A 21286-nucleotide genomic window follows, 5' to 3' on the forward strand; every position below is an offset into this window, starting at 1 on the left:
CTGGTCTCCGTCAGGCCTGCAATAAAGGCTCAAGCTGGCCCCTGTCATCAAGAGCATACAGGTCATCGCAGCCGCCGACATGCTTTTCGCCGATGAAGATCTGCGGCACGGTGGTCCGGCCCTTGGCCTTCTGGATCATCTCGGCGCGGGCTTCCGGCTTTTTTTCGATGTCGATCTCCGTGAAGGCGGCGCCTTTGTCGTCGAGAAGTTTCTTGGCGGCCGAGCAATAAGGGCACCAGCCTTTGGTGTAGATCGTGATGGACGGCATGACAGAGGGTTCTCCTTTGATGGCGAGGATATAGGAAGCTTTCGGCTCCCATCACAACTCCTGGACAACTCGGGCAAAGGCCAGAATATCCACCGAGGTGGCACCGCCGCGCAGGAGCGCCCGCGAGGCCGCGTTGGCCGTGGAGCCGGTGGTCAGCACATCGTCGATCAGGAGCACCCGTTTTCCCTTGAGCCGCGCCTTCGCCTCGACGGGGACGCGAAAGGCGCCCTGGAGGTTCTCCTGCCGCTGCGCCTTGGTGAGCCCGACCTGGCGACGGGTGCGCTTGACGCGGGCGAGCAGGAATGGATCGCAGGGCACGCCGCTCTCGGACGAGACCGCCTTGGCCAGGGCCATCGCCTGGTTGAAGCGGCGCCACCACAGCCGCCAGCGGTGGAGAGGCACGGGGACGATCACGTCGGCATCGCCCAAAAGCTCAGCGCCGGCACGGGCCATCATCCCGCCCAAGGCTCGGGCGAGCTCCAGGCGGTCGTTGTATTTGAGCCGGTGCACCAGCAGGCTCGCGGTGCCGTCATATTCGGCTACGGCCCGGGCGCGTCCGAAGACCGGTGGGTCCGCGATGGCGGTGGGCGAGAGCAGCGGCTGGCCGAGATCCACCGCAAAGGGCGTTCCCAGCCGCTCACAGAAGGGCCGCTCGATGAAGCGAACTTGGGACCAGCAGGCGGCGCACAGGGCATGGGGCTCCCCGATGGCGGCCTGGCAGGCGATGCAGGTCGGCGGGTAGAGCAGGCCGAGGGCCGAGCGCCAAGCCTCCGTTGCGCCTAAGCGGAGGCGGGCGCTTAGGGGGACGGACTGGACGTCGAGGGGCTCGCTCATGAAGGGAAGCTTAGCCGAAGCCGGCTCGGAGGGCGAGGAGCAGAGGTTCAGAGTTGTAGCCCCAGTGTCATTCCCTGAAAAAATCCTTGGTTCTTCGCCCGGCACACGCCATATCGAGCGCCTCATGAACACGCCTCTCGTCTTCGACCGCTCCCTTGTCCGCCGCCGGCTGGCCCGTGCACTGAACCAGGGCTATGCCGATTTTCTCCTGGTTCGCGCCGTCGAGGATCTGGAGGAGCGGCTTTCCGCAGTGCTGCGGACCTTTTCGCTGGCGCTCGACGTGGGCACGCCGACGTCCATTGTCGCCGACATGTTGCGCCGGAGCGAGCGCGCCGAGAGGGTGATCCGCCTGTCGCCGGTGCCGGAGGCGGGCAGCATCCTCGGAGACGAGGAGCACCTGCCGTTCTCGGGCGAGCGCTTCGACCTCGCGGTGTCCCTTCTGGCCCTGCACGCCGTCAACGACCTGCCGGGCGCTCTCATCCAGATCCGCCGGGCGCTGAAAGCCGATGGCCTGTTCATCGGGGCGCTCCTGGGCGGCTCGACTCTGACCGAGTTGCGTCAGTCCCTGACCCAGGCCGAAGCCGAGATCGAGGGCGGCGTCAGCCCTCGCGTCGCGCCGTTTGCGGACCTGCGCGATATCGGCGGCCTGCTGCAGCGTGCGGGTTTTGCCCTGCCGGTGACGGATACGGATATCGTCCGGGTGCGCTATGCCAATGCCTTCTCGCTCATGCAGGATCTGCGCCGAATGGGGCTGACCAATGCCCTGCACGACCGGCGCAAAGTCCCGCTGAGACGCGCGACCCTGATGCGGACGGCCGAGATCTATGCGGAGCGCTTTGGCGATGCGGATGGGCGCATTCCGGCGACCTTCGAGATCGTTTGGCTCTCCGGCTGGACGCCGCATGAAAGCCAGCAGAAACCCCTGCGTCCAGGCTCTGCCAAGGCGCGGCTGGCCGATGCGCTCGGCGTGAAGGAAGGGGCGCCTCGGCTCGACAAGAAGTGATTCGTGCCCTGTCTTGGGCCGCAACCGAGTTGCCCTATCTTCATTTTCCAGAGACTCCTCTGGAAAGCCATGACCCATGAAAGAGCCCGGCCCGGATCATCCGATCATCATCACGAAGAACCCGCATCGCATCCGGGTCATGCTCGGCGGCTTCATCATCGCCGAGACGACGCAGGCCCTGACCCTGCGCGAGGCAACTCTCCCGGTCGTGCACTACATCCCCCGCGGGGACGTGCACATGGATTTGCTCGATTCCAGCGATCACAGGACCCATTGCCCCTACAAGGGCGATGCCTCGTATTTCACCGTCAATGGCGGCGGGCTCGTGCGGGAAAATGCGGCCTGGACCTATGAGGAACCTGCCCCCTCCGTGGCCGTCATCAAGGACCACTTGGCCTTCTATCCGGAGAAGGTCGATGCCATCGAGGAGTTTCAGGATTAGTACCTGCTAATGGCTGAAGCGGCGCGGGTTGCTGGCTTGTCACGCCCAGGGCAATCTCGGACGACAGAGGACACACTCATGTCGCCGTTCATCTTCAACACTGCTCCCTCCCTCATCTTCGGCTCCGGCAGCATCGCGCGATTAGGAGACATCGCGGCCCAACGACTCGGGCCGCGCGTGCTCGTGGTCACCGATGCGGGCCTCGTGAAGGCCGGGTTGATCGCTCCGGCTCTCCATGTGCTGGAGGAGGCGGGCGTCGCGGTCGACGTCTTCGACGCGGTGGTGGCCGATCCGCCTGAGGACGTGGTGCTGGCCGCGGTGGCGAAGGCGAGGAATTTCGAAGCGCGGGCCGTCATCGGCTTCGGCGGCGGTTCCTCGATCGATGTGGCGAAGCTTGTGGCGCTGCTTGCGGCAAGCGGCGAGAGTCTTTCCGAGATTTATGGCGTCGGCATCGCGAAGGGCCCCCGGCTGCCTCTGCTCGCCATTCCCACAACGGCCGGCACTGGATCGGAGGTCACGCCGATCTCCATCGTCACCACCGGCGCGCACGAGAAGAAGGGCGTCGTCTCGCCACTCATCATTCCCGACATCGCGCTGCTCGATCCGGATCTAACCATGAATCTGCCGCCGCATGTGACGGCGGCGACCGGCATCGATGCGATGGTTCATGCCATCGAGGCCTATACCTCGACGAGCCCCAACAACAATCCGGTCTCGCAGGCCCTGGCGAAGGAAGCCTTAGCGCTGCTCGGACGTAACATCGAGCGTGCGGTGCATCAGGGAAGCGATCTCGAAGCCCGCTCGGCCATGCTGCTCGGCTCCATGCTTGCGGGCCAGGCCTTCGCCAATTCGCCGGTCGCGGCCGTTCACGCACTGGCTTATCCCATCGGCGGACATTTCGGTATTCCGCATGGGCTCTCCAACGCCCTCGTGCTGCCGCATGTACTGCGCTTCAATACCAGCGCCTGCGAGGCCGCTTATGCGGAGCTTGCGCCTCACGCCTTTCCGGAGCTCGAAGGTCGTGCGACCGGCTCAGCTTTTGTCGAGGCGCTCGCCGCCTTGTGCACGAAAGTCGGGCTGCAGCCGCGCTTGCGGGATGTGGGCATTCCGCAGGAGGCCGTGCCGATGATGGCCGAAGACGCCATGAAGCAGACACGGCTTCTCGTGAACAACCCGCGTCCGCTTACCCTTGAGGATGCACGCGCGATCTATGAAGCGGCGTGGTGACGGACGTCATGTCAGACCGTCCCGCGCGTCCCGACCGCTCCACCTTCAGGCTCTTTCGCCCCATCGCGACCCGCTGGATGGATAACGATGCCTACGGACACGTGAACAACGTGCATTACTACTCGTATTTCGACAGCGCCGTGAATGGTTGGCTCGTCGAGAAGGGTCTGCTTGCCATCGCCGAGAGTCCGATCATCGGCCTCGTGGTGGAATCGGGCTGTACCTATTTCGAGAGCGTCGCGTTTCCCGATGCGCTGGAGGCCGGCATCGCGGTTGCCCATCTCGGACGCTCCTCGGTGCGCTACCGGATCGGGATCTTCAAGGCCCGTGCCGAGCAGGCCGTCGCCCAGGGTCATTTCGTCCATGTCTATGTGGACCGCATCACCCAGCGGCCGGTGGAGATCCCGCCCGAGACGCGCGCGATGCTCAGCGAATTGGCCTGAGCCTTCCGCTCAAGGAGACCAGCGCCACACCTATCAGCACCACGGCACCGCCGGTGAGTTCGCGCAGGCCGATGCTCTCATCGAGGAACAGCACCGCCATGATCGTCGTCCAGATCGGCGCGAGATAGCCCACCATCGAAGCGCGGGTCGGGCCGGTGCGGCGGATCAGATGCATGAAGAGCAGGATCGGCAGGGCCGTGGACAGGGCACCGAGCGCAAGCAGTGGGGCCAGATGCGACGGCACGGCCGCGAAGGCCGAGGGTCCCACGAAGGTCAGCGCCAAAACCGTTGCGGCAAAGCCGGAGCAGATCTGCTGGCCGAGCGCCATGCGCGCCGGTTCCGCCTGCCTGGCGGTGCGCACATAGATGTTCGCCGTCGCATAGCTGCAGGCAACGGCGATCATGACAAGTGCGCCGGTGGCATTGATGCCGCTGTCCGGCAGGGCGGCGGGGCCGATCAGGATGCCCATGCCGAGAAAGCCGATGATCACGCCGACGAAGCGCTGCGGCGTCAGCCGCTCATCGGCGAATAGAAAATGCGACAGCACGGCGACGATCAGCGGGGACGAGGCCTGGATCATGCCGGCAGGTGCGGTGGGAAGCTGCGTCAGGGCATAGGCCAGGAGCACGTTCGGCAGCCAGCCGTTGAGCGTTCCGAGAACGGCCCAGATGCGCCATTCGTGGCGCTGGGGCAGGATGCTCTTGCCCTGGATGATGAACCACAAGGCAAGGAATGCGGCCCCGATCAGCCCGCGCATGGCGGCAAGAACGAAGGGGTTCAGATTCCCGCTCAGCTTCACGAGCAGGAACGAGCTGCCCCACAGAAACGAGCAGATCAGCAGATTGGAGATGACGAAGGTGGCGGTAGGAGCAGGCGGCGATGCGACCGCCCCGATATCCTGGGAGGACATGGGCGTTCTTCAGGGGCCGAGCAGATCGACAAGGAACGGGATCAGGGGCTCGTCGGCGGGCGGCATCGGATAGCTGCGCAGCTCCTGGGCCTTGACCCATTTCAGGGCCTGGCCTTCGAGCGGCCGCACGAAGCCTTCCCAGCGGCGGCAGATGTAGAGCGGCATGAGCAGGTGGAAGGTCTCGTACGGATAGCTCGCGAAGGTCAGGGGCGCGAGGCACGGTTCCTTCACGCTGATGCCCAACTCCTCGCGCAGCTCGCGGATCAGCGTCTCCTCCGGCCGCTCACCCGGTTCCACCTTGCCGCCTGGAAATTCCCATAGTCCGGCGAGCTGCTTTCCTTCCGGCCGCTGCGCCAGGAGGATGCGATTGTCCGTATCGATCAGGGCGACGGCAACGACGAGGGTGAGCTTGAGAGGGGGCACGTTGGGATCCGCGTGAAAGCGTGGCGTCGGGTAATTGTTTTCCGTCTCTTAGCCTGCTTTCGGGCTGGAGCGAACTGAATTTCACGAGCCTTTCAATGGCTTCGTGTGTGCTTTGGCACAGGCCGTTTCGATCGATCAGGCGGCAGTCTTGCTAGGTACAACTTCCGCGATAGGTAAAAATGTGCAATGAAATTTCGTTGCTAAAGCTGCGGAGAGAAACCTATGAGAAAGCATGTCTTCCTGGCCATTCTCGGCCTTACCTGCACGTCCTTTGGGGCCGACGCGCAAGCCCAGGACTGCACCGTCACACCTATGATCTTCAACTCGCATGTCGCGGATCTGCAGGGGGAAATGACCGTCAAGGCCGGCAAAGGTTGCGGCTTCGGCCTCAACGGTATCCAGGGCGCGATTAGCGAAGCGGCCATTGTTCAGAAGCCGAAGGCCGGGATGGCGGGTGTTCGCGGCATTATGCCGTTCTATGTCGCCAAGCCGGGCTATCGAGGCCCTGACGAGTTCTCCTACGCCATCATTGGAACGGACCAGTATGGCGGCCCGATGCGGGTCACCACGAAGATGAAAGTCACGGTCGTACCATAGCTGACCTTTCGATCAGCTCCGGTAGTCTCCGTTGATCTCCACATAGGCTTTGGTCAGGTCGCAGGTCCACGCGGTGGCCTCGCCCCGACCGAGGCCGAGATCGACCCGGATCGTGATCTCGTCGCCCTTCATGTAGGCGGAGGTCTTCGCCTCGCTGTATTCCGGGTCACGGGTGCCTTTGACCGCAACGCGGATATCCCCGAACCAGATCGCGAGCTTGTCGCGCTCGGCCGGTTCGCCGGCCTTGCCGACGGCCATGACCACGCGGCCCCAATTGGCGTCCTCGCCGGCGACAGCGGTCTTCACCAGCGGGGAATTGGCGATCGCCATGGCGATGCGCTTGGCCGAGGTCGCGCCGGTGGCGCCGGTCACCTTCACGGTCACGAATTTGCGCGCGCCCTCGCCGTCGCGGGCGACCTGCTGAGCGAGATCGCACAAGAGGCTTTCCAGCGCGCCACGGAACTCCTTCAGGCGCCGGTCGCTCGGCAGCGAAATCGCCGGAGCGCCCTTGGCAGCGGCCGCACCCGTCGCGAAGAAGAGCAGCGTGTCCGAGGTGGAGGTGTCGCTATCCACCGTCACGCAGTTGAAGCTCTTGTCGGCACCTTTCTTCAGAAGCGCCTGCAGCACCGGGGCGGCGATAGGCGCGTCCGTGAAGATGAAGGACAGCATGGTCGCCATGTCGGGGGCGATCATGCCAGCGCCCTTGGCGATGCCGTTGATGGTAACCGGGACGCCGCCGATGATGGCCGTGCGGGTCGCCACCTTCGGGAAGGTGTCGGTAGTCATGATCGCCTTGGCTGCATCGACCCAGGCAATGGGCTTCGCCTTCTTCTCGCAGGCCGTGAGCACGCTCTCGAACTTCGTTGCATCGAGCGGCTCGCCGATCACGCCGGTGGAGGCGATGAAGACCTGCGAGGCCCGGCAGCCTGCCGCCTCGGCGGCGATGTCGGCGGTCATCTTCACCGCTTCCGCGCCCTTCTTGCCCGTGAAGGCATTGGCATTGCCGGAATTCACCACAAGCGCCCGGGCCGTGCCCTTCGACAGATTCTTGCGGCACCAGTCGACCGGGGCCGAGGGGCATTTGGAGCGGGTGAATACGCCCGCGACAGCCGTGTCCTTGGACAGGGTCATGTAGAGGACGTCGGTTCGGTTCTTATATCGGATGCCGGCCTCCGCCGTCGCGATCCTGACGCCGTCGATGGCGGGGAGTGTCGGAAACGACTTGGGTGCGAGCGGGGACACGGTCTTGGACATGGACGAACTCGAAGAGCGCTGTTGGGATACGACGTTGCGAGCCGCGACCTGTGGTTTTTTAAGGCTTTTTGTCAAGTCAAAGCTTCACCGCGATAGAGTCGAAAACGTCGGAACGACCATTCGGTACCATCGTTGACCCGGTCCGACAACGATGGAGACATCCCGTGACCGGCAAGCATCCCAAGACCAGACCCCAAGAACGCCCACGCAGCGACCTCAATGTCGACCCGGGCATCGGGCGCTCGAAAGGCTCTTATATGACCGGCGAAGATCCGCGCGATCTTGACGGCGGTTCGACCTTCCAGGGCGATGTCGAGAACCAGACCAACCGCGAAGGCGGCGTCGATCCGAACCGGATGGGGCGGAGGAACAAGTGATTTTCTCCGCACTGTCATTCCGGGGCTGCGGAGCGGAGCCCGGAATCCATAACCGCTGACGGCACAGAAAGAGGCGTACCACTACTCCTCTTCGAACCGTCGTGTTTATGGATCCCCGCCTTCGCGGGGATGACAGGAGAGTGTGAGGAAACAAAAAGGGCGGCCCGAGGGCCGCCCTTGAACGCCGTGAAACCTGAAAGAGCTTACTGCTGCTTCTGCTCGACGAGATTGCCCTTGTCGTCCAGGCGCTCGATCTTGGCGTTCTTGCGCAGGCCCATGATCAGGTCCTGCTGCGCCTTGCGGGCGAGGTAGGTCTCGACCTGATCCTTGGTCTCCTCGAAGGTCGGGGCCGGCTTAGTGCGCTTTTCCTCGACCCTGATCACGTGCCAGCCGAACTGGCTCTTCACCGGATCGGAAATCTGGCCGGGCTCGAGCTTGAAGGCAGCCTCGGCGAAAGGCTCGACCATGCGGTCCTTGGTGAAGAAGCCGAGGTCTCCGCCGTCGGTCTTGGAACCTGGATCCTTGGAGAGTTCCCCGGCCACCTTGGCGAAATCCTCACCGCCCTTCACACGGGTAGCGGCCTTCTTGGCGTCTTCCTCGTTTTCCACCAAGATATGGCGGGCGCGGACTTCCTGCTCAGCGGGCACACTCTTGACGGTCTCGTCATAGAGCTTGCGGGCAGCTTCCGGCGTCACGGCCTTCTTGGCTTCCTGGTCGAGGTACTCATCGAGCAGGGTCTTGTCCCGGTTATAGGCGAGCTTGCGGGCAAATTCGGCGCCGCTGCCGACCTTAGCCGCCTCGGCCGCCTTGGCGCCGAGCTTCAGGTCGATCACGTAGCCGGTCAGCAGGTCGCGCTTCTGGGCTTCCGGAACATTCGGCATCTGCAGAGCCGGGTCCTCGGCGGCGAGGGCGAGATCCCCTTCCGTGACGTCGACGCCGTTGACGCGGGCGATCACCTTCGCGGGATCGACGGCGGGCACGGCCGCCGGGGAGGTCGCAGGCGCGGGAGGGGTCTGGGCGAGGGCAGCCCCGGCTAGGAACGGCAGGGCGACGCTAAGGGTCAGAAGGCTCTTCCGAACGTTAAGTGAGCGAGACATAGGGTTTCCTCTGGTGAGCGTGATCGCCCACGGACAGCGACGATCAGATGGCCGAATGCGTTTACGTTTGCAAGTGATGGCATATTTATGTCACAGCATCGCCGCTCGCAGGGTCTTGAACGGGGCTCAGCTTGCGGACGCTTGAGGCTGCGCCACTCCGGCACAGCCTTTAAGATGCACTCTGGCATAATTAGGTCTATAAGGCGGCGCAAACGCCCCTTTCTCCTGCATTCTGGAATTCTGAAGGCTTCTCGATGTTCGGTTCTCTCGCGAAGAAAATCTTCGGCTCGGTCAATGATCGCCGGCTGAAGTCCTATCGGCCGAAGGTAGCGGCCATCAACGCGATGGAGGCCGAGCTGGAGGCCCTGTCCGACGAGCAGCTCCGCGCCCGCACGGAGGACTTCAAGGCCCAGCTCGCCGCCGGCAAGACCCTGGACGACATCCTCGTCCCGGCCTTCGCCACCGTCCGCGAGGCGGCCAAGCGCACCCTGGGCCAACGCCATTTCGACGTGCAGCTCATCGGCGGCATGGTCCTCCATGAGGGGTCCATCTCCGAGATGCGTACCGGCGAAGGCAAGACCCTGGTGGCGACCCTCCCAGTCTATCTCAATGCGCTCGCCGGCAAGGGCGTCCACGTGGTGACGGTGAACGACTACCTCGCCCGTCGCGACGCCGAGTGGATGGGCCAGATCTACCGCTTCCTGGGCCTCTCCGTCGGCGTGATCGTCCATGGCCTCGACGATGCCGAGCGCGGGGCGGCTTACGCGGCCGACATCACCTACGGCACCAACAACGAATACGGCTTCGACTATCTTCGCGACAACATGAAGTACGAGATGGCGCAGATGGTCCAAAGGGGCCATAACTTCGCCATCGTGGACGAGGTGGACTCGATCCTGGTCGACGAGGCGCGCACACCGCTCATCATCTCCGGTCCCCTCGACGACCGGTCCGAGCTCTACAACGCCATCGACGTGGTGATCCCGCGCCTCAACAAGAGCGATTACGAGCTCGACGAGAAGCAGCGTTCCGTAGCACTCACCGAAGAGGGCACTGAGAAGATCGAGGCGCTGCTGCGGGAGATCGGCCTGCTCAAGGAGGGCGATCTCTACGATGCCCAGAATGCTACCCTCGTTCATCACATGAACCAGGCGCTCAGGGCCCACACCCTGTTCCAGCGCGACAAGGACTACATCGTCCGCAATGGCGAAGTGGTCATCATCGATGAGTTCACCGGCCGCATGATGCAGGGCCGGCGCTATTCGGAAGGCCTGCACCAGGCGCTCGAGGCCAAGGAGAAGGTCCAGGTTCAGCCCGAGAACCAGACCCTTGCCTCCATCACCTTCCAGAACTACTTCCGCCTCTACGACAAGCTCGGCGGCATGACCGGCACCGCCGCGACCGAGGCCGACGAGTTCCTGGAGATCTACAACCTCGAAGTGGTCGAAATCCCGACCAACCGTCCCGTCGCCCGCGTCGACGATGACGATGAGGTCTACCGGACCATGGAGGAGCGCTATCAGGCGGTCATTCGGGATATCGAGGAATCGTCTGCCAAGGGTCAGCCGATTCTGGTCGGCACCACCTCGATCGAGAAGTCCGAGCATCTCGCCGATCTGCTCATCAAGGACGGCTACACCCTGATCGACTTCGAGAACCCGCAGGCGCTCGAGCCCCTCTACCGCGATGCGCGAGCAGGCCGGGGCACCAAGCATTTCGCCGTGCTCAACGCTCGCTTCCACGAGCAGGAGGCCTTCATCGTCGCCCAGGCCGGCGTCCCGGGGGCGATCACGATTGCCACCAACATGGCCGGCCGCGGCACCGACATCCAGCTCGGCGGTAACGCCAAGATGCGCATCGAGCGCGAGTTGGCCGGCATCGAGGGCGAGGAACGTACCGCCAAAGAGAAGGAGATCCTCGACGAGGTCGCATCCTTCAAGGAGAAGGCGCTCGCCGCCGGCGGCCTCTACGTGCTCGGCACCGAGCGCCATGAATCCCGCCGCATCGACAACCAGCTGCGCGGCCGCTCCGGCCGTCAGGGCGATCCGGGCCGCTCCAAATTCTATCTGTCGCTCCAGGACGACCTGATGCGCATCTTCGGCTCCGACCGCATGGACGGCATGCTGCAGAAGCTGGGTCTCAAGGAGGGTGAGGCCATCATCCATCCGTGGATCAACAAGGCCATCGAGCGGGCTCAGGCGAAGGTCGAGGCACGCAACTTCGACATCCGCAAGAACATCCTGAAATACGACAACGTCATGAACGACCAGCGCAAGGTCGTCTTCGAGCAGCGCAAGGAGTTCATGGCGGAAGAAAGCGTGCGCGAGACCATCGACGACATGCGCCACGGCGTCATCGAGGACATCGTCTCCCGCGCTATCCCCGAGAATGCCTATGCCGAGCAATGGGATGTCGCCGGCCTGAAGGAAAACGTCGCCAACTTCCTCAACCTCGACCTGCCGGTCGAGGAATGGGCGAAGGAGGAGGGCATCGCCGACGACGAGATCCGCGAGCGCATCACCAAGGCGGCCGACGAGGCTTACGCCCAGCGCGTCGAGACCAATACGTCCGAGGTCATGAACTACGTGGAGAAACAGGTTCTGCTGCAGAGCCTGGATCATCTCTGGCGCGAGCACCTCGTGACCCTCGACCACCTGCGTCAGGTCATCGGCTGGCGCGGCCTTGCCCAGCGCGATCCGCTGAACGAGTACAAGTCCGAGGCCTTCGAGCTGTTTAACGGGCTGATCGGCCATCTGCGCGAGCAGGTGACGGGCCAGCTCATGCGCATCCAGGTGGTGTTCCAGCAGCCGGAGCCGCAGAGCCTGCCGCCCATGTTCGCCCAGCATCTCGATCCCGCCACCGGCGAGAACGACTTCGACCTGGCGCAGAGCAACGCCTTCGGAGCCGGTCCGGCTCTCGGCTTTGCCGCCGCTGCCGCCGGGACCGAGCCGGTTTCGTCCCGCGACCCGAACGATCCGTCGACCTGGGGCCGGGTGAGTCGCAACGAGCCCTGTCCCTGCGGCTCGGGCAAGAAGTTCAAGCACTGCCACGGGCAGTATGTGGCTTAAAAAGCCGAAGACATGACAACCATGAAAAGCCCGGCCGTCGCGCCGGGCTTTTTGCTGGTGTGACGCTTCTTCGGGATTTCTACCTCTGTTGCGCCAGACGATCTCCTATGCAGCAGGGGTAAGATAGGCTCAACCAAGGATTCTGCCGCTCCAGGCAGCGTTCGGTCAGGCTTGGCGGGCGCTGCATAGAGCAAATCGAAGGAGAGAGCCATGTCCCACATCGGAAGCTGTTTCTGCGGTAGCGTCGAAATCGAGGTCAGCGGATCGCCGGAGGCCATGGGCTATTGTCACTGCCAGTCCTGCCGCTCATGGTCCGGCGGCCCGGTGAACGCCTTCAGCCTCTGGAAGCCTGAGGCGGTGCGGGTGACAGCGGGTGCTGAGCATCTCGCGACCTTTCAGAAGACGAAATTCAGCCAGCGGCAATATTGCTCGAAATGCGGCGGGCACCTCATGAACAATCATCCGACGCTCGGCCTCGTCGATGTGTTCGCGGCGACCATTCCCACCCTCAACTTCATTCCCGCCGTTCACTTCAACTATGCAGAGACGGTCCTGCCCATGCGGGACGGTCTGCCCAAACTGAAGGACTTCCCGGTCGAGGCCGGGGGAACCGGTGAGATGATGGCCGAGTGACGGCCTGACGAATCCCTCGATACGGAAAAAGCAGATTCAAGTTCTGCACGATGTCCTCGCGCAGCTGAGGTTCTGACGCGTGAACCAATGGCTGCGTGCCTGCGTTCAAGCTCCTGGTCGGCTGCGTACGAGGAAGCATCGACATGGACGATACGAGCATTGTGAAACACCGTTGGATCGACGTGGATGGCATCGGCACCTTTTACCGCGAGGCCGGACCAACCGACGCGCCGGCGATCCTGCTGCCTCACGGTTATCCGTGCTCGTCCTACGAGTTCCGCAATTTCATGCCGCTCCTTGCAGACCGCTGGCGGCTCCTTGCGCCGGATTTTCCGGGGTGCGGATATAGCGACACTCCCGAAGGCTTTCCTTATGATTTCGACGGCTATGCCACCTTCCTCGACCGGTTCATGAACCATCTCGGGATCGACCGCTTCGCGCTCTATCTGCATGATTTCGGATCGCAGATCGGACTGCGGCTGGCGATCATGCGGCCGGATCGGATGACCGCCCTGATCATTCAGAATGGCGATGTCTATGAAGATCAACTCGGCCCGAAATACGCTCCGCTTCAGGAGTATTTCCGCAATCCTACGCCCGAGATGCGGGCCAAGCTGGGTGAAGCAGTCACCGAGGAGGGATTTCGGGACGAATTCCTGAACGACGTTCGCTCCGAACTTGCCGAGCGGATTTCGCCCGACCTTTGGAAGCTGCATTGGTCATTGATGACGGAGCGGCGCCGCGAGATCGCTGTCGATGTGATTGCAGGGCTGAAGGACAACCTCGCCTGGTTCCCGCGATATCAGGCCTATCTACGAAAGCATCAACCGCCGACTTTGATCGTCTGGGGACCACAGGACGGATACATGCCCGAGGGTTCGGCTCGCGCTTATCTGCGCGATCTCCCAGATGCTGAATTGCACTTGCTTGACGGCGGACATTGGCTGTTGGAGACGAACCTTACTGAGGTGGTTGCGCGGGTGCGAGATTTCCTCTTGCGCGTCCGGACATGAGGCACCAGTCGGACCGATGTCGCGCTCGTCAGCACGACGACCTACAGCTCGTGACCGACAGTGCTGCTCGGTGCATGTGGTGCCGGGATAATATCGTCCCACAGGCTTTCGCTGGTGTCGCAATCGGTTTGCGGTGAAACTCCCGCGGGTTGGACCAGTCCTCCGGTCGCTGGCATCCCTGCTATCTCGTTGACGATCTTGGTTCTCGTCTCGGTCAGAAACTGCTTGGGTTCGCGCACTGGGATCATGAACGCATTCGAGCCTCCGATCACGCAGTCGCGGTAATAGGCATCCAAGGTCGCGTCCTCACGCCGCTCGGGCCGGCTGAGCATGATGGGAAGGCCGTTGATTGTGACCCCGCGTGCAACCGCCCTGTCGCGGGATTCTGTCACCAGAGGCCCCTGATTGTTCGAGCCATCGCCCGAAATGTCGATCACGCGCCGCGCGGGCAGGAAGGGGCCGAAGGAGAAGAGGGAGAGGCTGAAGTCGATGGCCTCCGAGATGGAAGTACCGGCCCCGCGGCGGATCGGAGCGCGGGTCAGCCGGTCGGCGAAAGCGAGGCTGTCCTGCGGACTTTCCAGAACGGTCCAAGGCACGACCACATTCTGGATGTGCGGGTGCGCCCCGGCCCATTCCACATAAATCACCGCGATGCGCCCCAGCGTGCCGCTGTGAATGGCCTGATGCACGGATGGCGAGCGGAAGGCTTCCACATAGCCTTGCCGTTGTAGGCTCTGTTCAGCCGGGTCCATGGAGGTGGAAATATCAACAGCGAGCACGAGGGCGAGATCGACCTCGTCAGGCGCCTGTTGCCAAGCCGGAGCGACGGCCAGAAGCCCCGCCACAAGAGCGGGAAGAAGCCATGGAGCCTTGGGATACCGCATTGCGATCTCCCTTAGAGCCTCGGACCCAAAAGTGGATTTTGCACCTTGGGGATCGATCCCTCAAGCGGCGCATCGGGTAGCGCGGAAAGCCGGATCCACCTTTCCGCACGATGCACTAGTCGAAGAACTTCGACTTCCTCGGACCCTCGAATACTGCGTCAGCTTTCCTTGCGGCGGTAGGTCTCGTGACAGCCACCGCAGTTCTGGCCGACCCGCTGGATCGCCGCCTGCAGGCTCGCCTGATCCGTGATCACGCCCTGGGCGGCCTTGGCATCCTGTTCGAGCTTGGTCGCGTGAGCGTCGAAATCCGCCTTGCGTTCCCAGATGGTCGGAAGCGCAGCGGTCTTGCCCTGGGTCGATCCTGCCGGGAACAAAGCGGGGATCTGCTGTGCATTCTGCGCGACCCGCTGGAACGCGGTCTGTGCGGTCGCGGCGTTGAACGGAGCCTGCCCTCGGGCCATGCCGGTGAGCGTGCGCATCTGTTCCTGATTGTTCTTCATGAGGTTCTGGCGCTGGGTGATCGGATCGCTTGTCTGGGCCAGCACTCCAAGTCCGCTGAGGATCGATAGACCGAAGAATGCAGTAACGACGGTCCTTCTCATGGCGACCATCCTTTCTCCCCCGTCACAAGATGTCTTCTCGCCCCTGACAGGGCTATAGAAAATCGGAGTTAGAACGGGTTATTCCGTAGACACTCCAGCTCGGTCATTTATTCCACGGCATAGAGCAGCACGAGCCCGCCGGTGAAGAGCACCATCACCGCCAGCGAGTCCCAGCCCATCTTCATCACCGTCGGGTTGCGACGTTCCAGAAGCCCGATCAGGAACACGCCGGTCAAGGTGGCTCCCAGCAGGGCAGAGATGGTTTCGAACCGGGCCAGCTCGTTGATCACCGGGCCGCCGGCGAAGAAGGCATCGGCCAGGAGGATGAGCGACAGATTGACGAAGTTCGTGCCCAGAACCTGGCCGAACGCCATTTCGTAGCGTTTGAGCCGAAGCGCGGCGATGATCGAGCTCAGCTCCGGCATGGATGTCGAAAGCCCGATGAGGGCAAATCCCACCATGCCGGTGCCAATCCCCGTTTGTGTGGCCAGAGCATCGCCCGTCTGCGACAGGGCATAGCCCGCGACGAAGATGATCGCACCCGTCACGATGCTCGCGATCACCAGGGATCGCAGGGAGACGCCATCGTCACCGGCGTCATCCTTATCCTCGGCACGCGCATCGGCGTCCTTCACCGTCCACGCAGCCCGCTCATTGTACCCGACGGAGAGCCAGAAGGCGCCGACGCTGATCACGCATATCGCCACGGACCAGGTGCCGATTCCCAGCACGAGGACATCCGTCACTGTAATCGCCACGGCGACGGCGATCAGAAGGAGAATGCATAGGGTCGCCATCATCAGCGTGGCGGGGCGCGCAACGGCCGAGGTTACGGCATCCCGGCCGATGAAGGCGTCCGCCACGGCGAGCAAGAGGACATTGATCGCCGCGCTGCCAAGGAGATTGTTGATCGCCAGGGCGGGGTTGCCGATGACGGAAGACGTGATCGCATTGGCGACCTCGGGCAGGGAAGTAATGCCGCCGAGAAGCAGCATGCCCACGAAGGCCTGTCCCCAGCCCGTCTTGCGGGAAATCCCGTCCAGCGCATAGGTCAGGCGCGTGCCGGCGATCCAGACAAGCACGGCTGCAACGAGAAAAATTCCGGCATTGATCCAGAGGGGATAGTCTTGCGCGTTAGAAAGAAACAAAGGGCAGGATCTCGGTTGATGTTGCGGTGGGTGACCCCTGACTAATCGCCCCTGTCGGCAGTAGTTCCGAATGCCCTCGGAAAGTTGAATCGTAGGCTCTTCAGGATATCACTGCAGGCATGGTCGGTTTGATCTCGACGATGCCTGTCTCTGCCCCAGACATTATGCCCTTGTCCTAAATACTCGCCGTCGGGCACGAGCCATGCCATAAGGCCGCCGCAACCCCTCTAGGCCTTGAGTTTCATGATTCGCGTCGAGAACATCAGCAAGCAGAACAGCCACAGGATCCTCTTCATCGAAGCCTCCGGAAGTCTCCAGAAGGGCGAGAAGGTCGGCCTCGTGGGGCCCAATGGCGCGGGCAAGACGACGCTCTTCCGGATGATCAACAAGGAGGAGCTGCCCGACGAGGGTCAGGTGGCGGTCGATCGCGGTGTGACCATCGGCTATTTCAGCCAGGATGTCGGCGAGATGGCCGGCCGCAGCGCCGTGGCCGAGGTGATGGAGGGTGCAGGTCCCGTGAGCACGGTCGCGGCCGAGCTGCGGGAACTCGAAGCCGCCATGGTGGACCCGGACAAGGCGGACGATCTGGACAAGATCATCGAGCGCTATGGCGAGGTGCAGGCGCGCTACGAGGAACTCGACGGCTATTCCCTCGAGGGCCGGGCGCGCGAGGTTTTGGCCGGTCTCGGCTTCAGCCAGGAGATGATGGATGGCGACGTGGGGGCCCTCTCTGGCGGCTGGAAGATGCGCGTCGCGCTCGGACGCATCCTCCTGATGCGCCCGGACGTCATGCTCCTCGACGAGCCGAGCAACCATCTGGATCTCGAGAGCATCATCTGGCTGGAGGAGTTTCTGCAAGGTTATGAGGGCGCGCTGCTCATGACCTCGCACGACCGCGCCTTCATGAACCGCATCGTCAACAAGATCATGGAGATCGACGGCGGCTCGCTCACTACCTATTCCGGCGATTACGAGTTCTACGAGCAGCAGCGCGCGCTGAACGAGAAGCAGCAGCAGGCGCAGTTCGAGCGTCAGCAGGCCATGCTCGCCAAGGAGATCAAGTTCATCGAGCGCTTCAAGGCGCGCGCCTCCCACGCCGCCCAGGTGCAGAGCCGAGTCAAGAAGCTGGAGAAGATCGACCGGGTGGAGCCGCCTAAGCGCCGTCAGTCGGTGGCCTTCGATTTCCTGCCCGCGCCGCGCTCCGGTGACGACGTGGTCAGCCTGAAGGGCGTTCACAAGCGCTATGGCAGCCGCAGCATCTATGAGGGATTGGATTTCGCCGTGCGCCGCAAGGAGCGCTGGTGTGTCATGGGCGTCAACGGCGCCGGCAAGTCGACGCTGCTGAAGCTCGTCGCGGGCTCGGCAGCGCCCGATGACGGGACAGTCACGATCGGAGCGAGCGTGAAGATGGGCTATTTTGCCCAGCACGCCATGGAGGTGCTGGAAGGCGACCGCACGGTGTTCGAGTTCCTGGAGGATTCGTTCCCGCAGGCCGGACAGGGCTCATTGCGCACGCTTGCCGGCTGCTTCGGATTTTCCGGAGACGATGCGGAGAAGAAGTGCCGCGTGCTCTCGGGCGGTGAGAAGGCGCGATTGGTCATGGCGAAGATGCTCTACGATCCGCCGAACCTCCTCGTACTCGACGAGCCGACGAACCATCTCGACATGGCCACAAAAGAGATGCTGATCGAGGCGCTGTCGAAATACGAGGGCACCATGCTCTTCGTCTCCCACGACCGCCACTTCCTGGCTGCTCTGTCCAACCGGGTTCTCGAACTCACGCCCGACGGCATCCACCAATACGGCGGCGGCTATACCGAATACGTGGCACGCACGGGCCAGGAGGCTCCGGGCCTCCGGCACTAAAGCATCGGACCCAAAAGTGGACCCCACTTTTGGGACTAACCCGATGCTTCCTTCCTTGATGAGAGCATCGTTGGGCGCGGAAAAACCGGATCCACTTTTCCGCACGATGCTCTAAGCAGATTATCCTAAGAAGTTGAGATTAAAGCCCGGCCGTCGCGCCGGGCTTTTTGCTGCAAAAGAACGCGGCCCCGACGGTTGCCATCGCGACGTCAGCTTGAGGCAAGCATCGTCGTCGATAAGGCAGGGACCACAACAACCTTTTTGAAGAAGCCCCGTCAAAGGCCCAGCTTCGCAACCTTTAAATTTCCAGGCCGAAACATCATGGCATTGAATACGTCTCTCCCGGTGCTCATCGTCGACGATTATCAAACGATGCTGCGCATCATCCGTAACCTTCTGAAGCAGATCGGCTTCAACGATGTCGACGAAGCCAAGGACGGCTCGGAAGCCCTGGGCAAGCTCAAGGAGAAGAAATACGGGCTCGTGATCTCCGACTGGAACATGGCGCCGATGACCGGCTTCGAGCTGCTCCAGAAGGTCCGCGCCGATGCGGACCTGAATGCGCTTCCCTTCATCATGATCACCGCCGAGGCCAAGACCGAGAACGTCGTGGCCGCCAAGCAGGCTGGCGTCAACAATTACATCGTGAAGCCCTTCAACGCGGAAACCCTGCGCTCGAAGATCGCCGCCGTTCTGGGTGAGTAGTCGCAATGCGTCTTCCGCCACCCGTCTCTTTTGACCCTTTGAGCCTGGATCTCCTGGCTCAATCCCGCGAGAGCATCGCTGCCCGACGGCATGCGGAACTCATGCGGGGCATGGCGGCCATTCATGCAGCGCTCGAGCCGAACAGCGGGGCTTCAAAGGCTCTGATGGATCAGATCCGGACCGACCTGCGCGAAGCACTGCGACTCAAGGAAGAGCTCGACGCCATCACCGAATCGATCCAGCGCACGAAGCGGGAAATCGCAACCCTGCATTCCCGCACCCCGGGCGGTCAGGTCAACAGCGTGACCGATGAATTGGGAGCTGTCGTCTCCGGCACGGAAGCCGCCACCAACAGCATCCTGGCCGCAGCCGAGGAAATCGACGAGATCGCCGGAAATTTCTCTGCGCGTCTGTCCGGCGAGGATGCCGAGATGGCCCAGCGGATCTCCGACCGGGTGATCACGATCTTCGAGGCGTGCAACTTCCAGGACATTACCGGCCAGCGCATCAGCAAGGTCGTCAGCTCGATGAAGTTCATCGAGGAGCGCGTGACCCAGATGGCGCATATCTGGGGCGGTCTGGAGAGCTTCAACGACGTGGAAGCTTTCACAACGCCGGAGCGGGAAGGGGACGAAGCCCTCCTGAACGGGCCGGCCCTCGACAGTGACCCGGCGCGTACCTCCCAGGACGCCATCGACGCCCTGTTCGGTTGATCTGAACTGCATCATGAAAAGATAAAAGCCCGGCCATCGTGTCGGGCTTTTTGTTGTCCGTCACTGCCGAAGCAGCGTGAGATCGGTTGTAGCCTTGACAGGCCCGTTCGCCCCGATCCGATCCGTGACGACGATCCGAAAGCGGTTCTGATCGACGCTGGCAACGCGCATCTGGGCCGTTGTGTCGCCGTAAAGGGGCCTCGGCCAAGCGATCACCAGATCGAAATCCGTCCCCACCTGCCGACCTCGGAGTTGGGCTGTCCCAACCCGCGAACCCGTATACGTGCCGGTGACCTGTCCTGAACCGGGATCCCAGGACAGACGGGCGCTGACCTGTCTCGCGACCAGCAGGTAGGCTCGGCATGTACCCTGGAGCGAAAGGCCCGTTGTTCCCTGTTGCAGGATCGTGAAGCGGCAGCTGACCCGATGGGAGCTGGCATCCGGCCCCTCCAGGATGGTTCCCGTTCCTAAGAAGGATCCGGCGTAAAGGTCGAAGACGGCCGGCGCAGCGCCCACGCTGCCGGTTGCGGCACAGGCCAAGACGAAGACACCACAGGACAACCGCTGCGAAAGGCAATGCACGGATGCCTCCCTCGGATATTGGACAGACCGAGCCCTTGATCATCGATACTTAGGGCCGCGACCGGGCTTAGCGCGGTCTCCCTAAACCGATATTGCAGGCCTTTCCATGATCGAGGCGCGGCAACGCTGCTGAATCGCTGAGGCTACGCCCGAATCGTCATCTGACCCCAAAGGCAAATCTGGGGTCATTTGTAGAGATACGTGTCAGGCAGACCAAGGCGCCGGCAGGCCTGGACCGCCGGAAAGGACGGCAGGATCAGCCGATCGCTCGCTATTGCCATGGTTCGAACGAGGGCGCGCTCGACCGTGTTAAGGGACCAGGAGGAGCCGAGTTCGAGACGCTCGCGCGCCCAGCCCGGCAGAAGTTCCACCGCAGCCTTGACGAGCACCCGCTGTAATGGTCGCGCCGGTGTCGGGAGGATTGGGGCCCGCGTCATGATTTCCAGGAATTCGAAGATCACCGGCGAGGCGACGAGCCGAGATTTCATTCTCTCGAACAATGCATCGAGTTGTTCCTGGGATGCAGGCGCCCCGGCTGCACCGTAAAGCCTTGCGGCGGGGAAGGCCTCGACGAAGAGCGAGGCCCGCTCAGTCGAGGCGAGAGGTCTGACATAGGCGTGATAGGCTTCCGTGAAACCGAAATCTGCCGTCGCCTGCACCCAGTCGAGCAGGACAGGATCATTGGCATGGTAGGCCTCGCCCTCACTGGTCTGGCCCGCCACCCGGTCATGCCGTCTCACGACGCTGGCGATCATGGCCTCCGCCCTGCTGCGCGGCCCGTAGACCGTCACCATGGCGGCAAGTCCGGTTCGCTGAAGGCGCTTCAGCGGATCCGTGCGGAAGCTGCTGTGCTGCCAGACTCCGTCGCGAACACGGGGCTCACCGAATTCGAGCAGGACAGCCGTGATCCCGCCGATGAACAGGGAGATGGGATTTTTGAAGATGCGCCAGGACACGGAATCCGCCGCAACCAGCGCCGGCTCTCCTGGCGGAATCGAGAAGTCGATTTTTTGGTCGGGCTGGAGAAATGCCTGGGCCAAGTCGTCGACGCGATCCTGTAAAAGACCAGGTAAAACAATGGCATGAGAAGTCAGGAGCATGGCATTGCCTCCTCTCCTCAACCCCTTTCAGGCTGGAAAAGTTTCCTGCGGCGGTCCAATCCCGTCCATGAAAAGCCCGCCGAAGAGGCGGGCTTTT

Annotated in this window: 23 protein-coding genes; 12 read left to right on the forward strand and 11 right to left on the reverse strand. The window is 62.7% G+C overall.

From position 1 onward, the window contains the following. Positions 1-10: 10 nt before the first annotated feature. Entirely contained in the window at positions 11-268 is a 258-nt protein-coding gene (gene grxC / locus ACS5Q1_RS10140; protein ID WP_203442248.1) for a glutaredoxin 3, read from the reverse strand. Between the two features lie 51 nt (positions 269-319). Beyond that, positions 320-1102 (reverse strand): ComF family protein, encoded by a 783-nt coding sequence (locus ACS5Q1_RS10145; protein WP_473098040.1) that lies wholly within the window; start codon positions 1100-1102, stop codon positions 320-322. Positions 1103-1226: 124 nt separating this feature from the next. On the opposite strand from ACS5Q1_RS10145, the gene ACS5Q1_RS10150 reads away from it, so the two are divergent. The 4 genes from ACS5Q1_RS10150 to ACS5Q1_RS10165 all read left to right on the forward strand — a co-directional run bounded on the left by ACS5Q1_RS10150 (position 1227) and on the right by ACS5Q1_RS10165 (position 4217). Next, positions 1227-2105, forward strand: a complete 879-nt coding sequence (locus ACS5Q1_RS10150; RefSeq protein WP_473098042.1) for a methyltransferase domain-containing protein — start codon at positions 1227-1229, stop codon at positions 2103-2105. A 76-nt stretch (positions 2106-2181) separates the two neighbouring features. Then, positions 2182-2547 (forward strand): DUF427 domain-containing protein, encoded by a 366-nt coding sequence (locus ACS5Q1_RS10155; protein ID WP_473098043.1) that lies wholly within the window; start codon positions 2182-2184, stop codon positions 2545-2547. Positions 2548-2625: 78 nt separating this feature from the next. Then, a complete protein-coding gene (locus ACS5Q1_RS10160; protein WP_473098044.1) occupies positions 2626-3774 on the forward strand; it encodes an iron-containing alcohol dehydrogenase in 1149 nt (382 codons plus the stop codon). A gap of 8 nt (positions 3775-3782) precedes the next feature. Then, positions 3783-4217, forward strand: coding sequence for an acyl-CoA thioesterase (locus ACS5Q1_RS10165; protein ID WP_473098045.1), 435 nt, complete (start codon positions 3783-3785; stop codon positions 4215-4217). On the opposite strand, the gene ACS5Q1_RS10170 is transcribed toward ACS5Q1_RS10165, so the two are convergent. Together ACS5Q1_RS10170 and ACS5Q1_RS10175 are read right to left on the reverse strand one after the other, a co-directional pair. Then, the gene (locus ACS5Q1_RS10170) at positions 4201-5127 is read right to left on the reverse strand and encodes a DMT family transporter (protein ID WP_473098046.1); all 927 of its coding nucleotides are present in this window, start codon (positions 5125-5127) and stop codon (positions 4201-4203) included. The two genes, ACS5Q1_RS10165 and ACS5Q1_RS10170, sit on opposite strands and share 17 nt — an antisense overlap. Before the next feature lie 9 nt (positions 5128-5136). Further along, positions 5137-5550, reverse strand: a complete 414-nt coding sequence (locus ACS5Q1_RS10175; RefSeq protein WP_473098047.1) for a (deoxy)nucleoside triphosphate pyrophosphohydrolase — start codon at positions 5548-5550, stop codon at positions 5137-5139. A 222-nt stretch (positions 5551-5772) separates the two neighbouring features. On the opposite strand from ACS5Q1_RS10175, the gene ACS5Q1_RS10180 reads away from it, so the two are divergent. After that, complete coding sequence (locus tag ACS5Q1_RS10180) at positions 5773-6147, forward strand: hypothetical protein (RefSeq protein WP_473098049.1); 375 nt, start codon at positions 5773-5775, stop codon at positions 6145-6147. A gap of 12 nt (positions 6148-6159) precedes the next feature. On the opposite strand, the gene argJ is transcribed toward ACS5Q1_RS10180, so the two are convergent. Further along, positions 6160-7401 carry a bifunctional glutamate N-acetyltransferase/amino-acid acetyltransferase ArgJ gene (argJ, locus tag ACS5Q1_RS10185; protein WP_473098050.1) on the reverse strand — a complete coding sequence of 414 codons (1242 nt, stop codon included), beginning with the start codon at positions 7399-7401 and terminating at the stop codon, positions 6160-6162. Positions 7402-7565: 164 nt separating this feature from the next. Here argJ and ACS5Q1_RS10190 point away from each other — a divergent pair, with 164 nt between their 5' ends. Continuing rightward, complete coding sequence (locus ACS5Q1_RS10190; protein ID WP_203442258.1) at positions 7566-7778, forward strand: hypothetical protein; 213 nt, start codon at positions 7566-7568, stop codon at positions 7776-7778. Positions 7779-7981: 203 nt separating this feature from the next. Here the strand turns inward: ACS5Q1_RS10190 and ACS5Q1_RS10195 are convergent, their stop codons facing one another. After that, positions 7982-8875, reverse strand: a complete 894-nt coding sequence (locus tag ACS5Q1_RS10195) for a peptidylprolyl isomerase (protein ID WP_473098051.1) — start codon at positions 8873-8875, stop codon at positions 7982-7984. A 254-nt stretch (positions 8876-9129) separates the two neighbouring features. On the opposite strand from ACS5Q1_RS10195, the gene secA reads away from it, so the two are divergent. The 3 genes from secA (at position 9130) to ACS5Q1_RS10210 (ending at position 13589) form a co-directional block, all read left to right on the forward strand. After that, entirely contained in the window at positions 9130-11943 is a 2814-nt protein-coding gene (secA, locus tag ACS5Q1_RS10200; RefSeq protein WP_473098052.1) for a preprotein translocase subunit SecA, read from the forward strand. A gap of 210 nt (positions 11944-12153) precedes the next feature. Then, positions 12154-12576, forward strand: coding sequence for a GFA family protein (locus ACS5Q1_RS10205; protein ID WP_203442261.1), 423 nt, complete (start codon positions 12154-12156; stop codon positions 12574-12576). A 143-nt stretch (positions 12577-12719) separates the two neighbouring features. Continuing rightward, positions 12720-13589: an alpha/beta fold hydrolase gene (locus ACS5Q1_RS10210; protein WP_473098053.1), complete on the forward strand. Its 870-nt coding sequence runs from the start codon at positions 12720-12722 to the stop codon at positions 13587-13589. A 41-nt stretch (positions 13590-13630) separates the two neighbouring features. Here the strand turns inward: ACS5Q1_RS10210 and ACS5Q1_RS10215 are convergent, their stop codons facing one another. The 3 genes from ACS5Q1_RS10215 to ACS5Q1_RS10225 form a co-directional block, all read right to left on the reverse strand. Further along, on the reverse strand, positions 13631-14473 hold the full coding sequence (locus tag ACS5Q1_RS10215) for a DUF1194 domain-containing protein (protein ID WP_473098054.1): 843 nt from the start codon (positions 14471-14473) through the stop codon (positions 13631-13633). 158 nt (positions 14474-14631) lie between these two features. Further along, positions 14632-15075 carry a c-type cytochrome gene (locus ACS5Q1_RS10220; RefSeq protein WP_473098055.1) on the reverse strand — a complete coding sequence of 148 codons (444 nt, stop codon included), beginning with the start codon at positions 15073-15075 and terminating at the stop codon, positions 14632-14634. A gap of 107 nt (positions 15076-15182) precedes the next feature. Further along, a complete protein-coding gene (locus ACS5Q1_RS10225; protein ID WP_473098056.1) occupies positions 15183-16223 on the reverse strand; it encodes a sodium:calcium antiporter in 1041 nt (346 codons plus the stop codon). A 243-nt stretch (positions 16224-16466) separates the two neighbouring features. On the opposite strand from ACS5Q1_RS10225, the gene ACS5Q1_RS10230 reads away from it, so the two are divergent. The 3 genes from ACS5Q1_RS10230 (at position 16467) to ACS5Q1_RS10240 (ending at position 19507) form a co-directional block, all read left to right on the forward strand. Further along, entirely contained in the window at positions 16467-18089 is a 1623-nt protein-coding gene (locus ACS5Q1_RS10230; RefSeq protein ID WP_473098057.1) for an ABC-F family ATP-binding cassette domain-containing protein, read from the forward strand. 321 nt (positions 18090-18410) lie between these two features. Next, on the forward strand, positions 18411-18794 hold the full coding sequence (locus ACS5Q1_RS10235; RefSeq protein WP_173949939.1) for a response regulator: 384 nt from the start codon (positions 18411-18413) through the stop codon (positions 18792-18794). A 5-nt stretch (positions 18795-18799) separates the two neighbouring features. Further along, entirely contained in the window at positions 18800-19507 is a 708-nt protein-coding gene (locus tag ACS5Q1_RS10240) for a protein phosphatase CheZ (RefSeq protein WP_473098059.1), read from the forward strand. A gap of 60 nt (positions 19508-19567) precedes the next feature. Here the strand turns inward: ACS5Q1_RS10240 and ACS5Q1_RS10245 are convergent, their stop codons facing one another. Then, complete coding sequence (locus ACS5Q1_RS10245) at positions 19568-20089, reverse strand: hypothetical protein (RefSeq protein WP_473098060.1); 522 nt, start codon at positions 20087-20089, stop codon at positions 19568-19570. A gap of 185 nt (positions 20090-20274) precedes the next feature. Next, on the reverse strand, positions 20275-21189 hold the full coding sequence (locus tag ACS5Q1_RS10250) for an oxygenase MpaB family protein (protein WP_473098061.1): 915 nt from the start codon (positions 21187-21189) through the stop codon (positions 20275-20277). Positions 21190-21286: the final 97 nt, after the last annotated feature.

Source organism: Microvirga sp. GN3 (assembly GCF_055792825.1).